The sequence below is a fragment of the Halomonas sp. LC1 genome, from assembly GCF_030247125.1.
Taxonomy (GTDB): domain Bacteria; phylum Pseudomonadota; class Gammaproteobacteria; order Pseudomonadales; family Halomonadaceae; genus Vreelandella.
In genome coordinates this window covers 24,582-44,698 of the sequence record NZ_JASSPG010000002.1, presented here as the reverse complement: position 1 = coordinate 44,698, position 20,117 = coordinate 24,582, and the positions used below count along the sequence as shown (strand labels likewise).

Here is a 20,117-nt window from a genome sequence, read left to right as displayed (position 1 = left end):
CCTCTCGCTACCGTCATGGCTGGTGTGTCACCAAGCAGCACGCTAAGCTCGCCAACAGGCATTAAAAAGAACGACAACACGCTGAGACAACGTTTTAAGGAGGTTGTGCGATGAATGTACTGCTTTGTCCTGATAGTTTTAAGGATGCCCTGAGTGCCGAAGAGGCCGCCAAGGCCATGGCACAAGGTATTCAACGGGCAGCGCCCAACGCCATCACACAGCTCTGCCCCCTGGCGGATGGCGGCGAAGGCAGCCTGGACGCCTTAATTGCCGCCACCCATGCCGAGCGCCGTACGCTCACGGTGCAAGACGCCCTTGGGCGGCCACGCCAAGCCGCCTGGGGCTGGCTAAGCGAGCAGCGTACCGCGTTTATCGAGCTGGCAGAAGCCAGCGGCCTGCAGCACCTGACCCGCGAAGAGCGCAACGCCCTGCATACCACCACCTTCGGCGTGGGCGAGCTGTTTCTTGCTGCCCTAGATGCAGGCGCCACCCATGCCCTGCTGCTGCTCGGAGGTAGCGCCACCAACGACGCCGGTGCCGGTATGCTCCAGGCGCTGGGCGCCACGCTACTGGATGCCCAGGGCCAACCGCTGCCCCCAGGCGGCGCCGCACTCCAGCAGCTTGCGACCATGAATCTTTCGACGTTAGACCCGCGCTTGGCCGACTTACGCGTAGAGGCCGCCGTGGATGTGGATAACCCACTGCTGGGCGAACGCGGCGCCAGCGCCGTCTTCGGCCCACAAAAGGGCGCGACAGACGCCGATGTGGCAACGCTAGACCGCGCGCTCGGCCACTTTGCTGACCTAACAGCCAAAGCGCTCGGCAAAGATGACAGAGCACTGCCGGGAGCAGGGGCAGCAGGCGGCATGGGGTTTGCGGCGCACTGCTTTTTGAACGCGGCGCTAACGCCGGGCATTGAAATGATCATGCAGCAGGCGAATTTTGCCCAATTACTGAACGATGCAGATGTAGTGATTACGGGCGAGGGCCGCCTAGATGGCCAGAGCCTAGCGGGCAAAACGCCGATTGGTGTCTCCCGCGCCGCTAAACGCCAGGGCAAGCCGGTCATTGTGCTCGCGGGTAGCCTGGGCGACGGCTGGCAAGCCTGCACGGAAGAGGGCGTCACCGCTGCCTTTGCGCTGGCCGATGGCCTTATGACATTAGAACAGGCGCTACCCCGCACGGCAGAGCTTCTGGCAGACCGCTGCGAAAGCATCGCACGCCTATGGCTTGCAAGCCGCTGAGCGCGCCTTTGAGTGGGCCTTGGAGCGAGCCTTGAAGACAAGCCCCTTGAAATGACGCGCCTGCGCCTACATCTCTTTATTCATCAGCGATGAGTCAGCCGTCGCCAGCTCACCGCTCTAATGGTAGGGCGCTATGGCTGCGATGCAAAAAACCTGTTTTGCAGCGCCACCACAGCGCTCTAAGCTACATCAAACGATTTGATGGCCGTACTTTTTCAGCGCGGCTCCAACCATGGAGGAGCACACAATGGACGATATGAACAGCATTGGCCTACACGAAGGCAGTGCCAGCCAGCTGGCCGAGAAACTCAACCACCTGCTGGCCAACTACCAAATTTTTTACATGAACGTGCGTGGCTATCACTGGAACGTGAAAGGCAATGACTTCTTCGAACTGCACGCCAAATTCGAAGAGTTCTACACCGACCTGCTCACCAAAGTGGACGAAGTCGCAGAGCGTATTCTGACCCTGGGCCACAAGCCGGTTCATGCGTACAGTGATTACGCCAAGCTGTCGCGCATTCAGGAAGACAAAGACGTTCACGACGGTAAAACCTGCGTGCAGGGTGTGCTCACCGGCTATCAAACGCTGATCGAACTGCAGCGCGAATTGCTGGCACTGGCGTCTGACGCCGACGACGAAGGCACCGCCGCCCAGGCGGGCGACTACATCCGCGAGCAGGAAAAAACCGTGTGGATGCTTAACGCCTATTTGGGAAAATAAGCGAGTTCAACAGCCTCGATGAAGTCTGGGACTGTAGATACCTATAAAACGGCACCTTTGCGGTGCCGTTTTTATTGCGTTTTTGCTGATTGAGCGCGGCGCTACTTCGCCAGCGTTTCCACCAGATCGCGCAGCATGGCCCAAAACTCCGCCACGGACGCGATTTCCACTCGCTCATCCGGTGAATGCGCGCCGCGAATCAGCGGGCCAAAGGAAATCATGTCCAGGTGGGGGTATTTGCTGCCTAAAATGCCGCACTCAAGGCCTGCGTGAATCACTTTCACCTCGGGTGCGTGGCCCATCAGCGCCGCATGGCGCGCCTTGAAAGTGGCCAGCAGCGGGCTATCCGGGTTGGGTGCCCAGCCGGGGTAGCCGTTCTCGACTTTCACCCGTGCACCCATTAGCCCAAACAGCGCCTGAAAGCGCCCGGCCATTGCCTGGGCAGCGCTGTCGTGCAGTGAACGTACCAAAGCGCAGAGGTGGAAGCGCCCCTGCTCGACGCTTAACACGCCCAGGTTATTGGAGGTTTCGACCACGCCGGGCACGTCTGCGCTCATACGTTCGACGCCGCACGGGGCGGCATGAAGCGCGGCCAGCAGCATGGCGCTAGCGTCCAGGGTCAGCGGCTCAGCGTCGCACTGTTCGGCACGGGCGGCGGTCAATACCAAGCCGCTATCACCGCTGCCTAGCTCGGCTTTGAGAGTAGCGGCCAACTTCTCGACAGTTGCCAGAGCGGCGTCCATGTCGTCGGCGGGCAGTGCCACCTGGGCAAAGGCTTCGCGGGGAATAGCGTTACGCAGCGTGCCGCCCTGGTAGCTCACCAGGCGGGCATCGTACGCCTCCAGTGCCCACAGCACGCGCACCAGCAGGCGGTTAGCGTTCCCCAACGGCTGATGGATATCCATGCCCGAGTGGCCGCCTTTCAGGCCGGTGAGCGAGAGGGAAAGCAGCTGCTCATCGTCTCGCAGCGCGGCGCTGGGCAGCTGCGCATCGACCACCACATCCGCGCCGCCCGCACAGCCGATATACACCTCACCACGGTCTTCGCTATCCAAGTTGAGCAGCAGCGAGCCTTCCAACCAGTTTTCAGCAAGATTCAGCGCACCGCCCATGGAGGTCTCTTCCTCCAAGGTGAACAGCGCTTCTAGCGGGCCATGGATCAGTTCTGGGTCTTCCAGCACGGCCAAAATGGCCGCTACGCCCATCCCGTTATCTGCGCCCAGCGTCGTGCCTTCGGCGTGAAGCCAGCCCTCTTTGACCACGGTGCGAATGGGGTCGCGGGTAAAGTCGTGCTCATGCCCCGCATTGGCCTGGGCCACCATATCCAGATGGCCCTGCAGCACGATTCCCGGCGCGCCTTCACAGCCAGGGGTGGCAGGCTTGCGGATACGCAGGTTGCCGAAGGCATCCTGGTCGTGGGCAAGCCCTTGCGCCTCCGCCCAGGCTTCCAAGGTAGCGACCAACGCGGCCTCATGACCGGAGGGCCGCGGCGTGTTACACAGAGTACGAAAGTGCTGCCATACAAGGCGTGGCTCGAGCGCTGCTAGATGTGCGTTCATGGAAACTCTTCATTATCGATAACCGGCTTACTTTACCGCTCTGGCTCACTGGGGAAAAGCGCGCACGCGGTGATCACCTGTCGAGCTGCATCGCGCAAGCGCTGCACGGCGTCGTTCTGCGCCTTGGCCAGTGGTTGATTTTGGTAGGCCCAAGCGGCGAGCTGCTGGTGTGCCTGCTGCGCCTCGCCCAGCGGCTGACGGCTGGCTTCTCTCGTCAGCGCCTGTAGCGCGGGTCGGGCCAGAGCGGGGTCGCGACGGGCATAAGCTACGTCATGAATGGCTTGGCGCTCGGCCGTGCCGAGCGGCTGGGCGGGCAGTGCAGCGAGCAGCAGCGCCACGACCGACGCAGGCAATGCGGCCAGCTCGAAGGCCAGCAGGCTAGGCAGCGAAGCGGCAAAGCCGCTCCTCAAGGTGTCCAGCACCGCGCGCCCCTCCGGGTTGAGCGCCCTGGCGACCATCACGGCGTATTCGCCGGTCGCCGCTTCGCGGGTCATGCCTAAGCGCACTGGCACGAACCCTAGCGCCCGCCAGAAGCGCAGCAGCGACGCTTCCGCCCCGAAGGTGGCGCCATACAGGGACACCCCTTGCTGGGTGGCGCTATCGATATCCTCTTCTAGGAGCTGCCTTCCTAGTCCTTCTCGGCGGCGCTGAGGGTGCGTGGCAATACGCGCCACCCGCCGCCAGCGGGCGGTTAGCGCCTCACGGCTGCCGCAATGGGCCGCCAGCGACTGCGCCAACAAATGCCCCTGAGGTCTGCGCTCGCCTCGCGCTACCTGCTCGGCAAGCGCGGCATCAAAGCCGCCCTCCTCTCGCGTGACCAGTACCGCTTGGGGGTCAGCCCCATCGCTGCTTAGCATCATGCGCAGCGACGTGCCGGGGCCATCCAGCAGCTGGCGTAAATCGCTCGGCGTGGTGCGGTAGTGGGACTGCACCAGCAGGCCAAACAGCTTTTCCAGCAGAATGACCTGCTCCGCTAGCTGTGCTTGGCTAATCACCATGCTGGGAAGCCGCTCGCCCTGGTGTGGCTCTGCTTTGGGCAGCGGTGCATCGAGTAAAAGCAGGTGTTGAATGACGGCTTCCAGCGGGTCGCCGGCTGACCAACGTATTGGCGTTTGCAGCGTCAATTCACGCCACTGGGGCGCTTGGCGGTCTAGCACATCGCGAAAACGCAGCGCAAAGCCGCGCCCCGAGCCTTCGTAGCCATGCACCGTCGTGGCAAACGCAATGCGCGGAAAAGCCGCCAGCCAGCGGGCCAGCAACGACGCCGGAATGGCGGCAGCTTCATCCACCAGCAGCGTACTGCCGCTGCCCCCTAGCGCGCCTTGCTCGATCTGTTCTGTCAGTACATCCGGCGGCAAGAAGCGCAGCCGACTGCCGTTGGCAAGCGACACCTCGGCAGGGCCGTGGCGCTGTAGCGCCGGGCACAGCGCCGCCACACGGCTAAAGACGCTCTCCACGGCGCTCAGCCGAGGCGCGGTGAGCAGCCACTCGCCACCGTCGCTTTGTTGCAGTAGCCGTGCGCAGGCAATGCCCAGGGCAGCACTCTTGCCCCGCCCCCGGTCGGCGGTCACCACCAGCGGTCGACGGCGCTTGAGCTTGACCAGCGCGCTCACCGCCAAGGCTTGGTCCGCAGTAAGACAGTCGGTGTCTTCACAGGACTCAGGGGCGCTCGGCCGTTTGGCCAAGGTCGGCAATCGCAGCGCTCCTCCCACCGGCCAGCGCACTACCTCGGTCGACGCCCCCAGCAAGCGGGCCATACGCGTGAGGTAGTGGGCACTGAGGTGCTCCCAAGGCCAGGGGTAATCGGCAAAGCGAGCGTAGTTGGGATCGGGCTGGCAGCCCCATGACGATGGCGTGACGAGTACCAGTAAGCCGCCCGCGCTCACCGTCCCCGCCAGCGCACCCAGCGCATCGGGGTCTAGCCCTTCGTGGCCACTGGCATCGAGGATCACTAGCTGGTGCTCGGCACCCAGCCGGGTACGCGCTTTACGGCTAGGTAAACTGGCAGCGACGGCGGACTGTTGGGCATCGCCCACCCAAAGGGGTGCCTGCCAGTCGGCGGCCTGCCACAGCGCCAGTGCCTGCTGACGGGCCTGCGCTGGTGCACCGCTTAACCACACCAGCCCGCGCCAGCCCCGCTGCTTTAAACGGTGGGCATGACAAACGAGCGTGGCAGCCTCCCTGTCGACGTGTTTGCGGGGTGAGGTGGGGTCGGCGTGGCGTGACCCGCCCATAGCGGCTCCTTAGGCAAGAATTCTCTTACAACTTTGGTTGAACAAACCCGGGCTTTTCAACGTTTTCTCACCCTTCAAGACAGAGTAAAGAGCGTAGAAGTACCTTTTAAAGCAATGTTTTAACGGCTTTTTTCACATTTTCTCTGCGATGGCCGCCGCGTTAACTTCCTTGATTTACTGATATTGCGTTGCAGCGGGTGGAGTGTGCTAGCTTAGCGATGCAGCGCAGCGTTGTTTTACTTTACGTAAACGTCAGCCTGCTCGCTGTACTTTCCTGCTTTCAGGTCTCCAACACTAATAACGCTAACCGCCAAAGTACCAGGAAACATACAATGAAAAAGACCACAAAATTCGCACTCACCAGCCTTGCCGCTGGCGTCGCCTTCGCCGCCCTCACGTCTACCGCTCAAGCGCAGGAGCAGTGGACCATGACCACCACGTGGCCGGAGAACCTCGACCTGATCAAGATCGATCAGCATTGGGCCGAGCTGGTCAATCAACTGGCGGGCGATGAAGTCCAAATCAATTTCCGCGCAGGCGGCACCTTGATGCCTGGTACCGAGGTCTTCGATGCGACCGAAACCGGTGCCATTCAAGCCGCAGGCGACTGGCCCGGCTACTGGGCGGGCCTGAATCCGGCGTTTTCGCCGCTAGCCACCACCACCAGTTTGTTCAACGGTGTCGATTATCTGAACTGGATCCAACAGTGGGGTGGCTTCGAGCTCTACCAGGAGATCTACGGCCAGTACAACATGGTGTACCTGCCCTACGGCATCACCAACAACGAATCGGGTTTCATGGGTCGCACGCCCATCGAGAGCATCGCCGACCTGGAAGGCAAGCGTCTGCGTCTCTCCGGCCGTGACCAGGGCCGCGTGCTCGAAGAGCTGGGCGGCTCCCAGGTCACGCTAGCCGGTGGCGAAGTGTACCAAGCCATCGAGCGTGGGGTGATCGACGCAGGTGAGTTCTCCACCCCTGGCGTTGACTTCAATGCAGGCTTTGCCGAAGTCGCCGACTACTGGGCCACCCCCGGCTGGCACCAGTCGGCGAGCGTGTTCGGCGTCATGATCAACAAAGACGCGTGGGACGCACTCTCCGAAGAGACCCAGGCCAAACTGCGTATCGCTGCCGAAGCCACCATGGCGTGGTCACTCTCCTGGTCTGAGCGCGAGTCCACCGAAGCGACCCAGAAGTTCATCGACGCGGGCGTGACCATCAATCAGTTCTCGGAAGAGGACCTGGCGCGTATCCAAGAGATCACCAACGAGGTCATCGTACGCGGTGCCTGTGAAAACCCAGACCACGCCAAGGTCTACCACTCCATGATCACCTACCTGCAAGAGTACGCCGCATGGCGTGATGTGACGGCCCCGTTCAACATGAGCCGTACCATGGACAACCTGCCCTCACTGGAAGAGATCGAAGCCTGCCTGTAAGGCACTCACTATAAAAGCGTAACACGGCCGCCCCTCCCCTTGTTGGGGCGGCCTTAGCTCAGTTGCGGAGATCTTCCATGAATGCGATTGCCAAGGCGATCGATGCGATTAACGAGCTGTTTGGCCGCATCATTGCGCCGTTAATTGCCATCATTACCCTTATCGTGCTTTACGACATCGTGTCGCGCTTTTTCTTTGGCCGCCCCAGCGACTGGGCGTTCGATGTGACGAAAATGCTGTTTGGCGCCCACTTCATGCTCATGGCCGCCTACGGGCTGCGCCATCATGCCCACGTGGAAGTCGACGTGGTGAAACGGCTGCTATCCCGCAAGAAACAGGCCGTATTGGATCTCATTGGCTACCTGGTCTTTTTCGTGCCGTTCATTTGGCTGCTGCTGACCTACGGCTGGCGCTTCTTCGAGCGCTCCTTCAGCCGTGGTGAAACGACTTACGGCATGGTCTCGATTCCCGTTTACCCGGTGAAAGGGGTGATCGTCGTGGCCGCCGCGCTGATTTTGCTGCAGGCGATTGCCATCGTCCTACGCGCCATCATGCAACTGCGTGAGGAGAAGTCCGCATGAGTGCAGAACTACTAACGCTAGTGATGTTTGGCGGACTGCTGGTGGGGCTGTTTATGGGCCATCCGCTCGCCTTTGTGCTAGGCGGTATGGCGGTCATCGGCGCGTATCTAGGCCCCGGTATCAACACTCTCGGCATCATCATCAACAACGTCTATGGCAACGCCATGGACAACTATGTGCTGGTCGCCATTCCGCTGTTCATTCTGATGGCACGCTTTCTCAACGACTCCGGCGTGACGGAGAAGATGTTCGACGCCATGCGTCTGCTGTTGGCCAACGTGCGCGGCGGCCTGGCGCTGACCGTGGTGGTGGTGTCGGTACTATTGGCGGCCACTACCGGCATCGTCGGGGCGTCCATTGCGGTCATGGGGATGATCGCGCTGGTGCCGATGCTCAAGTATGGCTACAACAAAGAGCTCAGCGCGGGCGTGATCATGGCGAGCGGCTGCCTGGGCATTCTGATTCCGCCCAGCATCATGCTGATCTTGATGGCCAGCTACTCGCCAGTGTCCGTGGGCGCGCTGTTTGCCGGAGCGCTGATTCCTGGGCTGCTCTTGGGGGTGATGTACGCGCTTTACGTGGTGCTGATTTGCTGGCTGAAACCCAGCTATGGCCCCAAAGTGCCGAAAGAGGAGCGCGCCGAGGTCAGCACCAGAGAGCTGCTGATCATGCTGGGTAAATACGTCGTACCGCCGATGTCGCTGATTCTGGGCGTACTCGGCGCCCTGTTCACCGGGATCGCCACCGCGACCGAAGCCTCGGCGATTGGTGTGTTCATCGCTTTCCTGCTGTTCCTGATCTTCGGTGACCGCAAGCTCTCGACCTGCTACAACACGCTGATCGAAGCGGGCAAAACCACCACCATGGTGATGCTGGTCCTGGTAGGCGCCACGGCGTTTACCGGCGTGTTCTCGATTGGTGGCGGCATGACGGTGATCAGCGACTTCGTGCTGGCCATGCCGGGAGGCACCTTTGGCGCGCTGCTGCTGATGCTGTTCCTGGTCTTCATTTTGGGCATGTTCCTGGATTGGACCGGTATCGTGCTGCTGAGCTTCCCGATCATGCTCCCCATCATCTCTCAGATGGGCGTGGACGTGCTGTGGTTCGTGGTGATGGTGGCCGTGGTCCTGCAAACCTCCTTCCTGACCCCGCCGTTCGGCTATGCGCTGTTCTACTTGAAAGGCGTCGCGCCGCCTGGCGTCGAGATCGTCGATCTCTACAAAGCGGTGGTGCCCTTCGTGATCATCATCATCTTGGCGTGTATTTTGATGTCGATCTTCCCTGGCCTGATCACCGGGCTGCCAAGCCTGATGGTCGGTTACTGATCGCGTCATCCTCGGACGCTACGCATCCCTCCGCACCGCGGAGGGATTTTTTTTGCCCATAGGAATGCTGGCTGCACCCTTCTAGCCCAGGTGATACTATTTGCAGCCGCTATTTTTTCGCATTGACGAGCCACGCTGCCTCTCGTCCAAGGAGTCCACGACGTGTCTACGCCTGCTCGCCGCTCACCCTCGGCTCTGCTGTCAGGTTTCGCTTCACGCTTTACGCTGTCGCTCAGCCCGTGGTCCGTTGCGCTGTTCTTGATCGCGCTGATCGTGGCGCTCCCCATCTTGGTCGTATTGGCGCATATCGTGATGCCCACCGAGGGTGTTTGGCAGCATTTGGCCAGCACGGTCCTACCCCGCTACCTCTCCAACACCTTCTGGTTAGCGCTGTGGGTAGGGCTAGGGACGCTCGTGATCGGCACCGGCACCGCCTGGCTGGTCGTCATGTGTCGCTTTCCTGGCAAGCGTCTGTTCGAGTGGGCGCTTTTGCTGCCGCTGGCCGTGCCGACGTACGTGATCGCCTACGCCTATACCGACTTTCTGCAAGTGGCCGGGCCGCTACAAAGCCTGCTGCGGGAGTGGTTCGACTGGCAGGTGGGCGATTACTACTTCCCCAACGTGCGTTCGCTGGGCGGTGCCGCTACGCTGATCACCTTCGTGCTCTACCCGTATGTCTACCTGCTGGCCCGGGCGTCGTTTTTAGAGCAGTCGGTGTGCGTACTGGATGTCGGGCGTACACTAGGACGCGGGCCCTGGCGGCTATTCAGCAGCGTGGCGCTGCCGCTGGCGCGCCCGGCGCTGGTGGGCGGCGTCTCGTTGGTGTTGATGGAGACGCTCAATGAGTTCGGCGCGGTCCAGTTCTTTGGTGTGGACACTTTTACCACCGGTATTTACCGCACGTGGTTTGGCTTGGGCGAGCCGATTGCTGCGGCCCAGCTGGCCGCCTGCCTACTTACCTTCGTGATTGCCTTCGTGCTACTGGAGCGCTGGTCGCGGGGGAAACGCCGTTACTTCCACACCACCAACCGCTATCAGCAGTTACCCGAATATCGGTTGCACGGATGGCACGCCGCCGGGGCAACGCTGGCTTGCCTGTTGCCAATCGGCGCTGGTTTCTTGCTGCCCAGCGGCATTCTGTTGGAGATGGCGATCACCACCGGCGACAGCCTGTTTGGGACGCGCTTCATCGGCTTTGCCATGAACAGCCTGAGCCTCGCGACGGTAGCAGCGCTGATTGCCGTGGGGCTAGCGGTGCTGCTGAGTTACGGCGTGCGGCTACACGACTCCCCCAGTGCACGGCTGTTTACCCGCATCGCGGCGATGGGGTACGCCATTCCGGGGTCGGTGGTGGCCGTGGGCATTTTGATTCCATTCGCCTGGCTGGATAACGCGCTCAATACCTGGCTGCATACTCATTACGACACCATCATCGGGCTGGTCTTCAGCGGCACGGCATTCATCCTGATTTACGCTTACGTGGTGCGTTTTTTGGCGGTGTCGTTCAACGCGGTCGAGGCAAGCCTGGGGAAGGTCACCCCGAGCATGGACGCCGCCTCACGCACGCTGGGGCAAACCGCTGGGGGGACGCTGCGGCGCATTCATACGCCGCTGATGCGCAGCAGCCTATTGGCTGCCGGCATTCTGGTCTTCGTGGACGTGATGAAGGAGCTGCCCGCTACGATCATCCTTCGCCCGTTCAACTTCGATACCCTGGCGGTGCGCGCCCATAGCCTGGCATCCGATGAACGTCTGGCGGAGGCCTCCACGGCCTCGTTGACCATCGTGGTAGTGGGTATTTTGCCGGTGATTCTACTCAGCTTGGCGATGCGCCGGGCGCGCCCAGGCAGCCAAGCCGAGTAAGTAGACGCCTTACAACACCAGGCGCTTAACGCGGGAAGATGAACACCTGGGAGTGGTCGAGATCGATATCGATCGGCTGACCCTCCTGGGGGAGGAAGACACCCGGCACACGGGCGTGGAGGTGTGCCTCCTGGCCATCCACGCCGTGGGCGCAGAGGTGTATCAAGCTCGTGCGGCCAAGCAGTTTCGCCATCACCACGTGGCTGTGGCTATGGGTATCGGCCGGCAGGTCGCGCTCTTTGATGCGCAGCGCCTCCGGGCGAATCATCACCTGCGCGGCGCTGCCTTCGGGCAGCCAGCTCGCATCCACGTCTCCTACCGGGGTGTGTACCACACCTTCCTGAACCACGCCGTCCAACTCGTTTACCTCCCCAAAAAAGGTCACGACGAATGGATCGACCGGCGCGCAGTAAAGCTCCCGCGGCGTGCCCGTTTGGACGATCTTGCCATCGCGCATCAAGGCAATGCGGTCAGCCATGAACATCGCCTCTTCCGGGTCGTGGGTGACCAGCAGCGTCGCAGACCCCAGCTTTTTCAGCACGTGCAGCGTATCGTCTCGAATCCGGTCACGTAGACGGGCATCCAGGCTAGAGAAGGGCTCATCCAGCAGCATCAGTTTGGGGGTAGGCGCCAGGGCGCGGGCGAGCGCCACCCGCTGCTGCTGGCCGCCCGAGAGCATGTGAGGATAGGTCTCGGTGTAATCGGCCATGCCCAGCTGCGCTAATAGCTCCAGTGCCCGGGCGCGGCGCTGGCCAGAGGGCAGATGCTTCAAACCAAAGGTGACGTTTTCCAGCACGCTCAAGTGCGGAAAAAGGGCAGAGTCTTGAAACGCCAGCCCGACATTGCGCTTCTCCGGCGGCACATGACGCTTGCCCGGGGCAGCGATGGCCTGCCCTTCTAAGCTGACGGTGCCCTCTTGAACCACTTCGAGCCCTGCGGCGATGCGCAGTAGCGTGGTTTTACCACAGCCAGACGGGCCAAGCAGGCAGACCACCTCGCCCTGGGCAATGTCGAGGTCGATGCCTTTGACGACGTGATTGGCTGCAAACGTGTGTTGCACACCGCGCAGCGACAGCGCCGGTGCGGGAGCGGCCACGTCAGAAAGGGAGACTGTTGCCGTCATTCGTTCACCCATAGTTTGTTCACAACGAGTACGCAGGGGCGAAGCCGTTGCAAACACGGTTAAAAGGTATTTGCATTCTATTTTCTATTGGCAAGAGATGCACGTTTGCCCGGCAATGCGCCGCGTTACAAAAATAGATGCGTGTCATTATCATTTCACTTGACGCGTTCCGACCAAGGCGTTTCAATACGCTACGGCGCTAATGCAACTTATTATCATAAACATTCAGGGTATTTTTTATGAAAAAGGCACGTCTTTCGGCTTCCGTTGCCGCCATCATGGCCGGTTCCGCGTTTGCCACCAGCGCACTCGCTAACGAAGTCAACATCTACTCTGCTCGTCACTACGACTCTGACGAGATTCTCTACCAAGCGTTCACCGACGAGACGGGTATTGAAGTGAACGTACTGGAAGGCGACGCCAACCAGCTGATGGAGCGTATGCAGCGTGAAGGCGTCGCGAGCCCTGCCGACGTCATGCTGACCGTGGATGCGGGCAACCTGTGGCGCGCGGAGCAAGACGGCATTTTTCAAAGCGTAGACTCTGACGTGCTCAACGAGCGCCTGCCGGAGTCCATGCGTCACCCGGAAGGCATGTGGTTTGGCTTTAGCCAGCGCGCCCGTGTGATCTACTACAACCGCGAAAACTTCGACCCGAGTCAGATCGCCACCTACGAAGACCTGGCCGATCCGCAGTTCGAAGGCCAAGTGTGCATCCGCTCTTCCAACAACATCTACAACCAGTCCCTGCTGGCGTCGATGATCGAGCACCACGGTGAAGAGGGCGCGCAAGAGTGGGCCCAGGGCGTCGTGAACAACATGGCTCGCGACCCGGAAGGCGGTGACACCGACCAGATTCTGGGCGTTGCTAGCGGTGAGTGTAACCTCGCGGTCGGTAACCACTACTACTACGTGCGTCTGCTGCACTCTGACGATGCCGCCGAGCGTGAAGCCGCGCGTAAAGTGGGCGTGATCTTCCCCAACCAGGATGATCGCGGTACCCACGTGAACGTCGGCGGTGCTGGCCTGGTCGCCAACGCGCAAAACCCGGAAAACGGCATTCGCTTCCTGGAGTTCCTGGCCTCTGACCAAGCGCAAGAAGTGCTGGCCGAGCGCAACTACGAGTTCCCGGTGGTCGAAGGCGTGAAGAAAAACCCGGTGCTGGAGTCTTGGGGCGATTTCGCCAAAGACGACATCAACATCAGCATTCTGGGTGAGAACAACCCGGAAGCGGTACGTATCTTCGACCGCGTTAGCTGGCGTTAAGCGCGGCTTGGGCACACGCTTTTGAAGCCGGTGCTTAAGTAACGCACTAAACACAACCCCCGCAGCGACCGCTGTGGGGGTTGTGTGTTATGGGCGAGTGCTCTCTCGTTCGTTAGTGAGCTTCATCCCAATTCGCGCCGCTTTGCGCTTCTACGATCAGCGGGACGTTGAGCGATGCCGCCGCCTGCATGCGTGTCTGCACCTGCTCGATAAAACTATCCACCTGGGCCTCGGCCACTTCGAACACCAATTCATCATGCACCTGCATGACCATCAGCGCGTCGAACTCCCCCTCCGCTAGCCACGCATCTACATCGATCATGGCCTGCTTGATGATATCCGCCGCCGTGCCCTGCATGGGCGCATTGATGGCCGTACGCTCGGCGCCTTGTCGGCGGTTGCGGTTTTGCGAGTGGATCTCCGGCAGGTAGAGCCGCCGCCCCATCACGGTTTCGACAAAGCCATCCTCCGCCGCCTGGGTACGAATACGGTCCATGTAGCGAGCCACCCCGGGGTAGCGGTCGAAGTAGCGATCAATGTAGGTCTGCGCCTGGTTGCGGTCGATGTGCAGCTGGCGGGAAAGCCCCCAAGCGCTCATGCCGTAGATCAAGCCAAAGTTGATGGCTTTCGCACTGCGGCGCTGGTCGGCAGAGACCTTGTCCAGCGAGGTGCCAAAGACTTCCGCCGCCGTCGCGGTGTGAATATCGCGCCCTTCGGCAAACGCCTCCAGCAGCCCTTTGTCCTCCGATAGATGCGCCATGATGCGCAGCTCGATCTGAGAGTAGTCCGCCGCGACGATGCGGTAGCCAGGGCGCGCCACGAACGCCTGGCGAATCTTGCGCCCCTCCTCGGTGCGGATGGGGATGTTCTGCAGATTGGGATCCGACGACGACAGCCGCCCAGTCGCCGTGACCGCCTGATGGTAGCTGGTGTGAACCCGCCCAGTCGTCTTGTTAAGCAGGCGTGGCAGCTTATCGGTGTAGGTGGATTTCAGCTTGGCCAGCCCACGGTGCTGCATGATGACTTTAGGCAGCGGGTAGTCCAGCGCCAGCTCTTCGAGTACCGCTTCCGCCGTCGACGGCGCGCCTTTCGGGGTTTTCTTGATGACCGGGATTTTCTGCTCGTCGAACAGAATTTGCCCTAACTGCTTGGGCGAGCCCAGGTTGAACTCGCGGCCCGCCAGTTCGAAAGCGTTGCTCTCTAACTCACGGATACGCTGTTCGAGCTGCTGACTCTGTTCGTGCAGGCGCTCGGCATCGAGGGCGACGCCGTTGCGCTCGATGCGTGACAGCACGTTGATCAGCGGCAGCTCGAGGCGGTCGAGCACCTCGGCCAACCGCCCTTCCCGTTCGACCTGCGGGCGCAAGGTATCTTGCAGACGCAGGGTGATGTCCACGTCCTCACAGGCGTAAGGCGCCGCCTGCTCCAGGGCGATCTGGTTGAAGGTGAGCTGCTTGGCGCCTTTGCCTGCGATCTCTTCGAAGGAAATGGTTTTCTCGCCCAGGTACTTCAACGCCAGCGAATCCATGTCGTGACGCGTGGCGGTGGAGTTGAGCACGTAGGAGGCCAGCATGGTGTCCGCAAGCGGCCCCACGACATGAATGTCCACGTTGGCGAGCACGGAGATATCGTACTTTAGGTTCTGGCCAATCTTGGTCTTGGTGGGGTCTTCCAGTAGCGGCTTCAACGCCTGAAGAACCGTATGGCGGTCCAGCTGGGTCGGGGCGTCCAGATAATCATGAGCCAACGGAATATAGGCGGCCTCGCCTGCCTCTAGGGCAATCCCAACGCCGACGATATCGGCATCCATATAGTTCAGGCTGGTGGTTTCCAGATCGAAGCAGAAGCGTTCGGCCTCGTTGAGCCGTTCGAGCCACGCCTCCAGCTCGGCCTGCTCGGTAATCACATGATCATGGCGCTCGGTCGGCGCCGTCTCCGTCGCGCTGTCGGCTGCTTCCGAGACGGGCTCGCCCCCTGCCACATCGTCCACGCCTTCGTCGTTACCTTCCAGCAGCTCGGCGAGCCACTGCTTGAACTCCATCTCTTTGTACAGCTCGACCAGCGCTTCGCGGTCTGGGTGGGCAATGTCCAAATCATCCAATCCCACCGGCAGGTCGCAGTCGGTTTTGATGGTGGCCAGCTGATAAGAGAGAAACGCCTGCTCCCGGTGCTCTTCCAGTTTTTTGGGTAACGTTTTCGCGCCACGAAAACCAAGGGTGGTCACGCGTTCTAAATCGCCATAAATCGTGTCCAAACCGCCGCCCATACCTTGCAGCAGACCGATGGCGGTTTTTTCGCCCACCCCCGGCACGCCGGGGATGTTATCCACCTTGTCGCCCATCAGCGCGAGAAAGTCGATGATCAGTGCGGGGGGCAGGCCAAACTTCTCCTCCACGCCCGCTTCATCGAGGGTTTCCTCTTTCATGGTGTTGACCAGAGTGATGTGGCCGTTCACCAGTTGGGCCATGTCTTTATCGCCGGTGGAGATCACCGCGTCACGGCCAGCCTGAGTGGCGTGGTGCGCCAACGTGCCAATCACGTCATCCGCTTCGACCCCTTCGATGCATAGCAGCGGCAGGCCGAGGGCTTTGACACAGGCGTGCAGCGGTTTGATTTGGCTACGCAGGTCGTCTGGCATGGGCGGACGATGGGCCTTGTAGTCGCTGTACAGCTCATCGCGGAAGGTTTTACCCGGCGCATCGAACACCACCGCCATGGGGCTATCGGGGTAGTCTTTCATCAGCCGTTTGAGCATGTTCAGCACGCCCTTCACGGCCCCGGTCGGCTGACCGTTAGAGGTCGTTAGCGGCGGCAGCGCATGAAACGCGCGGTAGAGGTACGAAGAGCCATCGACGAGCACGATTGGGGCACGGGCCATAACCAAATTCCATAGTCAGCAAAACGGTAAGGATGTCTGTTCTCTATGATACGCGTTCAGCGCCGGGGCTGCAGAAAAGAGCCGTAAAACACGAGGCGCATCGCCACACAACGCTGCCAACTCGCGCGGCAAGCCGCTACAATAATGGGCTTAGCAACCTGGGCGAGATCCTCATGGCAGTATTCACCCCGCTTAGCGACGCACAGGTCGCCGCGTTTTTGGAAAAATTTGATGTTGGCAGCTTTGTCGCGCTTCAGGGTGTGGCAGGCGGTACGGAGAATTCGACGTTTTTCGTGACCACCGACCGCCGCGAGCTGGTGCTGACCCTGTTCGAACAGGGCGAGCACGAAGAGCTGCCGTTTTTCGTGGAACTGCTCGACTACCTAGACGAGCACCGCCTGCCGGTGCCGGGCACCATTCACGACCGTGAAGGCGTTGCCCTGCACAGTTTGGCGGGCAAGCCCGCCCTGCTGTTCCCGCGCCTACCGGGCAAACACCCCAGCGCGCCCAATCTAGCTCAGTGCCAAGCGCTGGGCACGACGCTGGGGCGGCTGCATAAGGTGTCGCAACGCTTCCCTGGACACCGCCCCAATCCCCGCGACCTGCACTGGCTGCGGGCGGTCCACCACAAAGTGCTCACTTACATCAGCCCGGATGATCAAACGCTGATGAAAAACGAAGTGGACGACTACGAAAGCGCCTTCAACCAGCATGGCGCGCTGCCCCAGGGGGCACTGCACGGCGACCTGTTCCGTGACAACACGCTGTACGAAGGCGACAGCCTCGGCGGCATCATCGATTTTTACAACGGCTGCACCGGCGACCTGCTGTTCGATCTCGCCATTGTGATCAACGACTGGGCCTCCAACGAGGATGGCTCGCTGAATGCCGAGCGCTACCATGCGATCTTGAGCGCCTACCAGGCGCGTCGTCCGCTCACCGAGACCGAGCGCACCCTTTGGCCGACCATGCTGCGGATGACGGCACTGCGTTACTGGCTGTCGCGGCTTTTGGTGGTGTATGTCGACCCGCCGGCCCACGACTTGACCCCCCATGACCCCGAACGCTTCCGCGTGATCCTCAAGGCACGCATCGCGTGGGGCGCACTTCCCATTCCAGAGGCATCTTCATGAGTGACATGGCAACGACCAGCAGTCCCGCCGTACGTGCCCGCCGCACTTGGAACATGGACCAGTGGGGCAGCGGCTACTTTGACGTCGACGATCACGGCCAAGCCCTGGTGCGTCCGCTAGGCAGCGATGCAGAAGGCCCAGCGCTGCCTATCAGCGCGCTGGTGCGCCAGCTGCAAACTGCCGGGTTGCGCTTGCCGGTACTGGTGCGCTTTAGCGATATTCTCCACGACCGCGTCGAGCAGCTCTGCGGTGCCTTCGATGCCGCCATGCAGGACGTGGACTATCAGGGCGGCTATACCGCCGTTTACCCCATCAAAGTGAACCAGCAGCGCCGCGTCGTGGAAGAGATTCTGGCGACCTCCGAGCGCGGTAACGGCCGCGTCGGCCTGGAAGCCGGTAGCAAGCCGGAGCTGCTGGCGGTGCTGGCGCTGTCGGATGGCGGCTCGTCACTGATCGTGTGCAATGGCTATAAAGATCGCGAGTACGTGCGCCTAGCACTACTGGGCGAGAAGCTCGGCCACAAAGTGTATCTGGTGGTGGAGAAACTCTCCGAGCTGGCGCTGATTCTCGAAGAGGCTCGCGAGCTGGACGTGACGCCGCGCATTGGCCTGCGGGCACGGCTGGCCTCGGTGGGTAAAGGGAAGTGGCAGAACACCGGCGGTGAGAAATCGAAATTCGGTCTCACCGCTAGCCAGATTTTGGAAGTGGTCGACACCCTGCGCGCCGAAGATGCCCTGGCCAGCCTGCAGCTCGTGCACTTCCACCTGGGGTCGCAAATCGCCAACATCCGCGACATTCAGCGCGGCCTGCGGGAGTGCGCGCGCTTCTATCAAAACCTGATGAGCCTGGGCGCGCCCATCGACACCGTCGACGTAGGTGGCGGCTTGGGCATCGACTACGAAGGCACTCGCTCGCGCAGCTACTGTTCGGCCAACTACTCCATGCAGGAGTACGCCCGCAATGTCGTCAGCGCCTTCTCCCAGCTCTGCCAAGAAGCCGATCTGCCCCAGCCTCACCTGATCAGCGAATCCGGCCGCTCGCTGACCGCTCACCATGCGGTGCTGATCACCAATGTCATTGGTGAAGAGCGCGTCAACGACACGCCGCCTGAGCGCGCCACCCAGGAAGAAGACCCGCAGGTTGAAGAGCTATGGCGGGTGTTCGAGCAGCTGGCCGATACCCAAGAACCCCGGGTGCTGGTCGAGGCATGGCACGACCTGTTGCAAGCGGTCAGCGAGTTACACGACCGTTTCGTTCTGGGGCTGAGCGACATCAATGCCCGCGCCGAGGGCGAGCGGCTCTACATGGCCGCCTGCACGCGCCTGCGCGGCAAGCTGGATACCCGCAACCGCGCCCACCGGGAAATCATGGACGAGTTGGCCGAAAAGCTGGCGGATAAGCTTTTCGTCAACTTCTCGCTGTTCCAGTCGGTGCCGGACGTGTGGGGCATCGAACAGATTTTCCCGGTGCTCCCGCTCACCGGGCTGGACAAAGCGCCGACCCGTCGCGCGGTGATTCAAGACATCACCTGCGACTCCGATGGCCGGATCGATAGCTACGTGGATGGCCAAGGGGTGGAAAGCACCCTACCGCTGCCCGAGTGGGCCAACGAGGACGAGCGCTGGCTGGGCTTCTTCCTGGTGGGGGCGTACCAAGAGATCCTGGGTGACCTGCACAACTTGTTCGGCGACACCGATTCCGTCGATGCGGCGCTCGGCGCGGACGGCGAGTGGGTGCTCTCTAACCCGCAGGCGGGGGACACGGTAGCCAACGTGCTGGCGTACGTGAACTTCGACGCCCGCGTGTTGAAACAGAAACTCACCGAGCAGTTGGTCACCAGCGGCTTCTCCCCTGAAGAGCAGGCGCACTTTGCTGCCAGCCTGACCGAGGGGCTCGAGGGCTACACCTACCTGGAGTAACCCCACCGGCACGTCCGGCGATAAAAAAAACCACCGAGTATCTCGGTGGCTTTTGCGTCACTAGCGAGCAGCTCAGCTGCCTTACTCGACGACGCTGGTGACGATCTCCAGGCCGCCAGTGAGTGTCAAACGCAGCGAGGCCCCACGGGGCAGCTCGCCAACGCCGGCTGGCGTTCCGGTCAAAATCACGTCGCCCGGCTCCAGGGTGAAGTGACGACTCATCTCCGCCACCAGCGTGGGAATGGCAAAAATCATGTCCGCCCCTTCGCCGTGCTGACGCTCTTCACCGTCGATTTCCAAGGTGAAAGCCAGCGCGTTCCAGTTAGGCACGCGGCTCAGCGGCAAAAAAGGCGACAGCGGGCAAGCGCCATCAAAGGCCTTGGCAATTTCCCAAGGGTGACCTTTCTCTTTTAGCTTGGTTTGCACATCGCGCAGGGTAAGATCCATTGCCAAGCCAATACCGGCGATGGCACGCTCGGCTTCATCCTGCGTGGCGTGGGTCAGACGCTCCCCCACCAGCAGCGCCAGCTCGACTTCGTAATGCACATCTCCCCGCGAAAACGGCGGGTCGAGCGGCTTGGTTAAATCCACGACGCTAGTGCCGGGTTTGATGAACAGCAGCGGCTCGCTGGGAACCGGGTTATCCAACTCTTTGGCATGGTCGGCATAGTTGCGGCCGACACAGACGACCTTGCCCAGCGCGTGGGGAAATTCCTGACCATCGGTAAACTGTGGAACAAAACGCATGGCGGGTCTTCTCCTTCTCATTATGCGTGCCGCATTCGCAACGACAGGCGCATTAGTCTACCCCAGCCATGCCCATGTTCCACAGT

General features: G+C 61.2%; 14 protein-coding genes. 9 read left to right on the top strand and 5 right to left on the bottom strand.

Annotated elements, in window-relative coordinates; all coding sequences use genetic code 11:
* Window positions 1-110: 110 nt before the first annotated feature.
* Window positions 111-1,244, top strand: a complete 1,134-nt coding sequence (locus tag QIT27_RS03095) for a glycerate kinase (protein WP_253017448.1) — start codon at window positions 111-113, stop codon at window positions 1,242-1,244.
* A gap of 247 nt (window positions 1,245-1,491) precedes the next feature.
* The gene (locus tag QIT27_RS03090) at window positions 1,492-1,968 is read left to right on the top strand and encodes a Dps family protein (RefSeq protein ID WP_159343198.1); all 477 of its coding nucleotides are present in this window, start codon (window positions 1,492-1,494) and stop codon (window positions 1,966-1,968) included.
* 101 nt (window positions 1,969-2,069) lie between these two features.
* Here the strand turns inward: QIT27_RS03090 and QIT27_RS03085 are convergent, their stop codons facing one another.
* The gene (locus QIT27_RS03085; RefSeq protein WP_285262858.1) at window positions 2,070-3,527 is read right to left on the bottom strand and encodes an aminoacyl-histidine dipeptidase; all 1,458 of its coding nucleotides are present in this window, start codon (window positions 3,525-3,527) and stop codon (window positions 2,070-2,072) included.
* 32 nt (window positions 3,528-3,559) lie between these two features.
* Complete coding sequence (locus QIT27_RS03080) at window positions 3,560-5,761, bottom strand: tRNA(Met) cytidine acetyltransferase TmcA (RefSeq protein ID WP_285262857.1); 2,202 nt, start codon at window positions 5,759-5,761, stop codon at window positions 3,560-3,562.
* Between the two features lie 332 nt (window positions 5,762-6,093).
* On the opposite strand from QIT27_RS03080, the gene dctP reads away from it, so the two are divergent.
* The 4 genes from dctP (at window position 6,094) to QIT27_RS03060 (ending at window position 10,966) form a co-directional block, all read left to right on the top strand.
* Window positions 6,094-7,197: a TRAP transporter substrate-binding protein DctP gene (dctP, locus tag QIT27_RS03075; protein ID WP_139526297.1), complete on the top strand. Its 1,104-nt coding sequence runs from the start codon at window positions 6,094-6,096 to the stop codon at window positions 7,195-7,197.
* Window positions 7,198-7,274: 77 nt separating this feature from the next.
* The gene (locus QIT27_RS03070) at window positions 7,275-7,778 is read left to right on the top strand and encodes a TRAP transporter small permease subunit (RefSeq protein ID WP_159343202.1); all 504 of its coding nucleotides are present in this window, start codon (window positions 7,275-7,277) and stop codon (window positions 7,776-7,778) included.
* On the top strand, window positions 7,775-9,103 hold the full coding sequence (locus tag QIT27_RS03065; RefSeq protein ID WP_159343203.1) for a TRAP transporter large permease: 1,329 nt from the start codon (window positions 7,775-7,777) through the stop codon (window positions 9,101-9,103). The genes QIT27_RS03070 and QIT27_RS03065 overlap by 4 nt, the downstream gene beginning before the upstream one ends.
* Before the next feature lie 162 nt (window positions 9,104-9,265).
* Entirely contained in the window at window positions 9,266-10,966 is a 1,701-nt protein-coding gene (locus tag QIT27_RS03060) for an ABC transporter permease (protein WP_285262856.1), read from the top strand.
* 25 nt (window positions 10,967-10,991) lie between these two features.
* Here QIT27_RS03060 and QIT27_RS03055 read toward each other — a convergent pair whose 3' ends face one another.
* Window positions 10,992-12,089 (bottom strand): ABC transporter ATP-binding protein, encoded by a 1,098-nt coding sequence (locus QIT27_RS03055; protein ID WP_285262855.1) that lies wholly within the window; start codon window positions 12,087-12,089, stop codon window positions 10,992-10,994.
* 239 nt (window positions 12,090-12,328) lie between these two features.
* Here QIT27_RS03055 and QIT27_RS03050 point away from each other — a divergent pair, with 239 nt between their 5' ends.
* The gene (locus QIT27_RS03050) at window positions 12,329-13,354 is read left to right on the top strand and encodes a Fe(3+) ABC transporter substrate-binding protein (protein ID WP_253017436.1); all 1,026 of its coding nucleotides are present in this window, start codon (window positions 12,329-12,331) and stop codon (window positions 13,352-13,354) included.
* 112 nt (window positions 13,355-13,466) lie between these two features.
* On the opposite strand, the gene polA is transcribed toward QIT27_RS03050, so the two are convergent.
* Window positions 13,467-16,232: a DNA polymerase I gene (gene polA, locus QIT27_RS03045; protein ID WP_285262854.1), complete on the bottom strand. Its 2,766-nt coding sequence runs from the start codon at window positions 16,230-16,232 to the stop codon at window positions 13,467-13,469.
* A gap of 173 nt (window positions 16,233-16,405) precedes the next feature.
* On the opposite strand from polA, the gene QIT27_RS03040 reads away from it, so the two are divergent.
* Window positions 16,406-17,365, top strand: a complete 960-nt coding sequence (locus QIT27_RS03040) for a homoserine kinase (RefSeq protein WP_159343208.1) — start codon at window positions 16,406-16,408, stop codon at window positions 17,363-17,365.
* The gene (speA, locus tag QIT27_RS03035) at window positions 17,362-19,284 is read left to right on the top strand and encodes a biosynthetic arginine decarboxylase (RefSeq protein WP_285262853.1); all 1,923 of its coding nucleotides are present in this window, start codon (window positions 17,362-17,364) and stop codon (window positions 19,282-19,284) included. Before QIT27_RS03040 ends, speA begins: the two co-directional genes overlap by 4 nt.
* Before the next feature lie 81 nt (window positions 19,285-19,365).
* Here the strand turns inward: speA and QIT27_RS03030 are convergent, their stop codons facing one another.
* Window positions 19,366-20,031, bottom strand: a complete 666-nt coding sequence (locus tag QIT27_RS03030) for a fumarylacetoacetate hydrolase family protein (RefSeq protein WP_253017430.1) — start codon at window positions 20,029-20,031, stop codon at window positions 19,366-19,368.
* Window positions 20,032-20,117 lie beyond the last annotated feature (86 nt).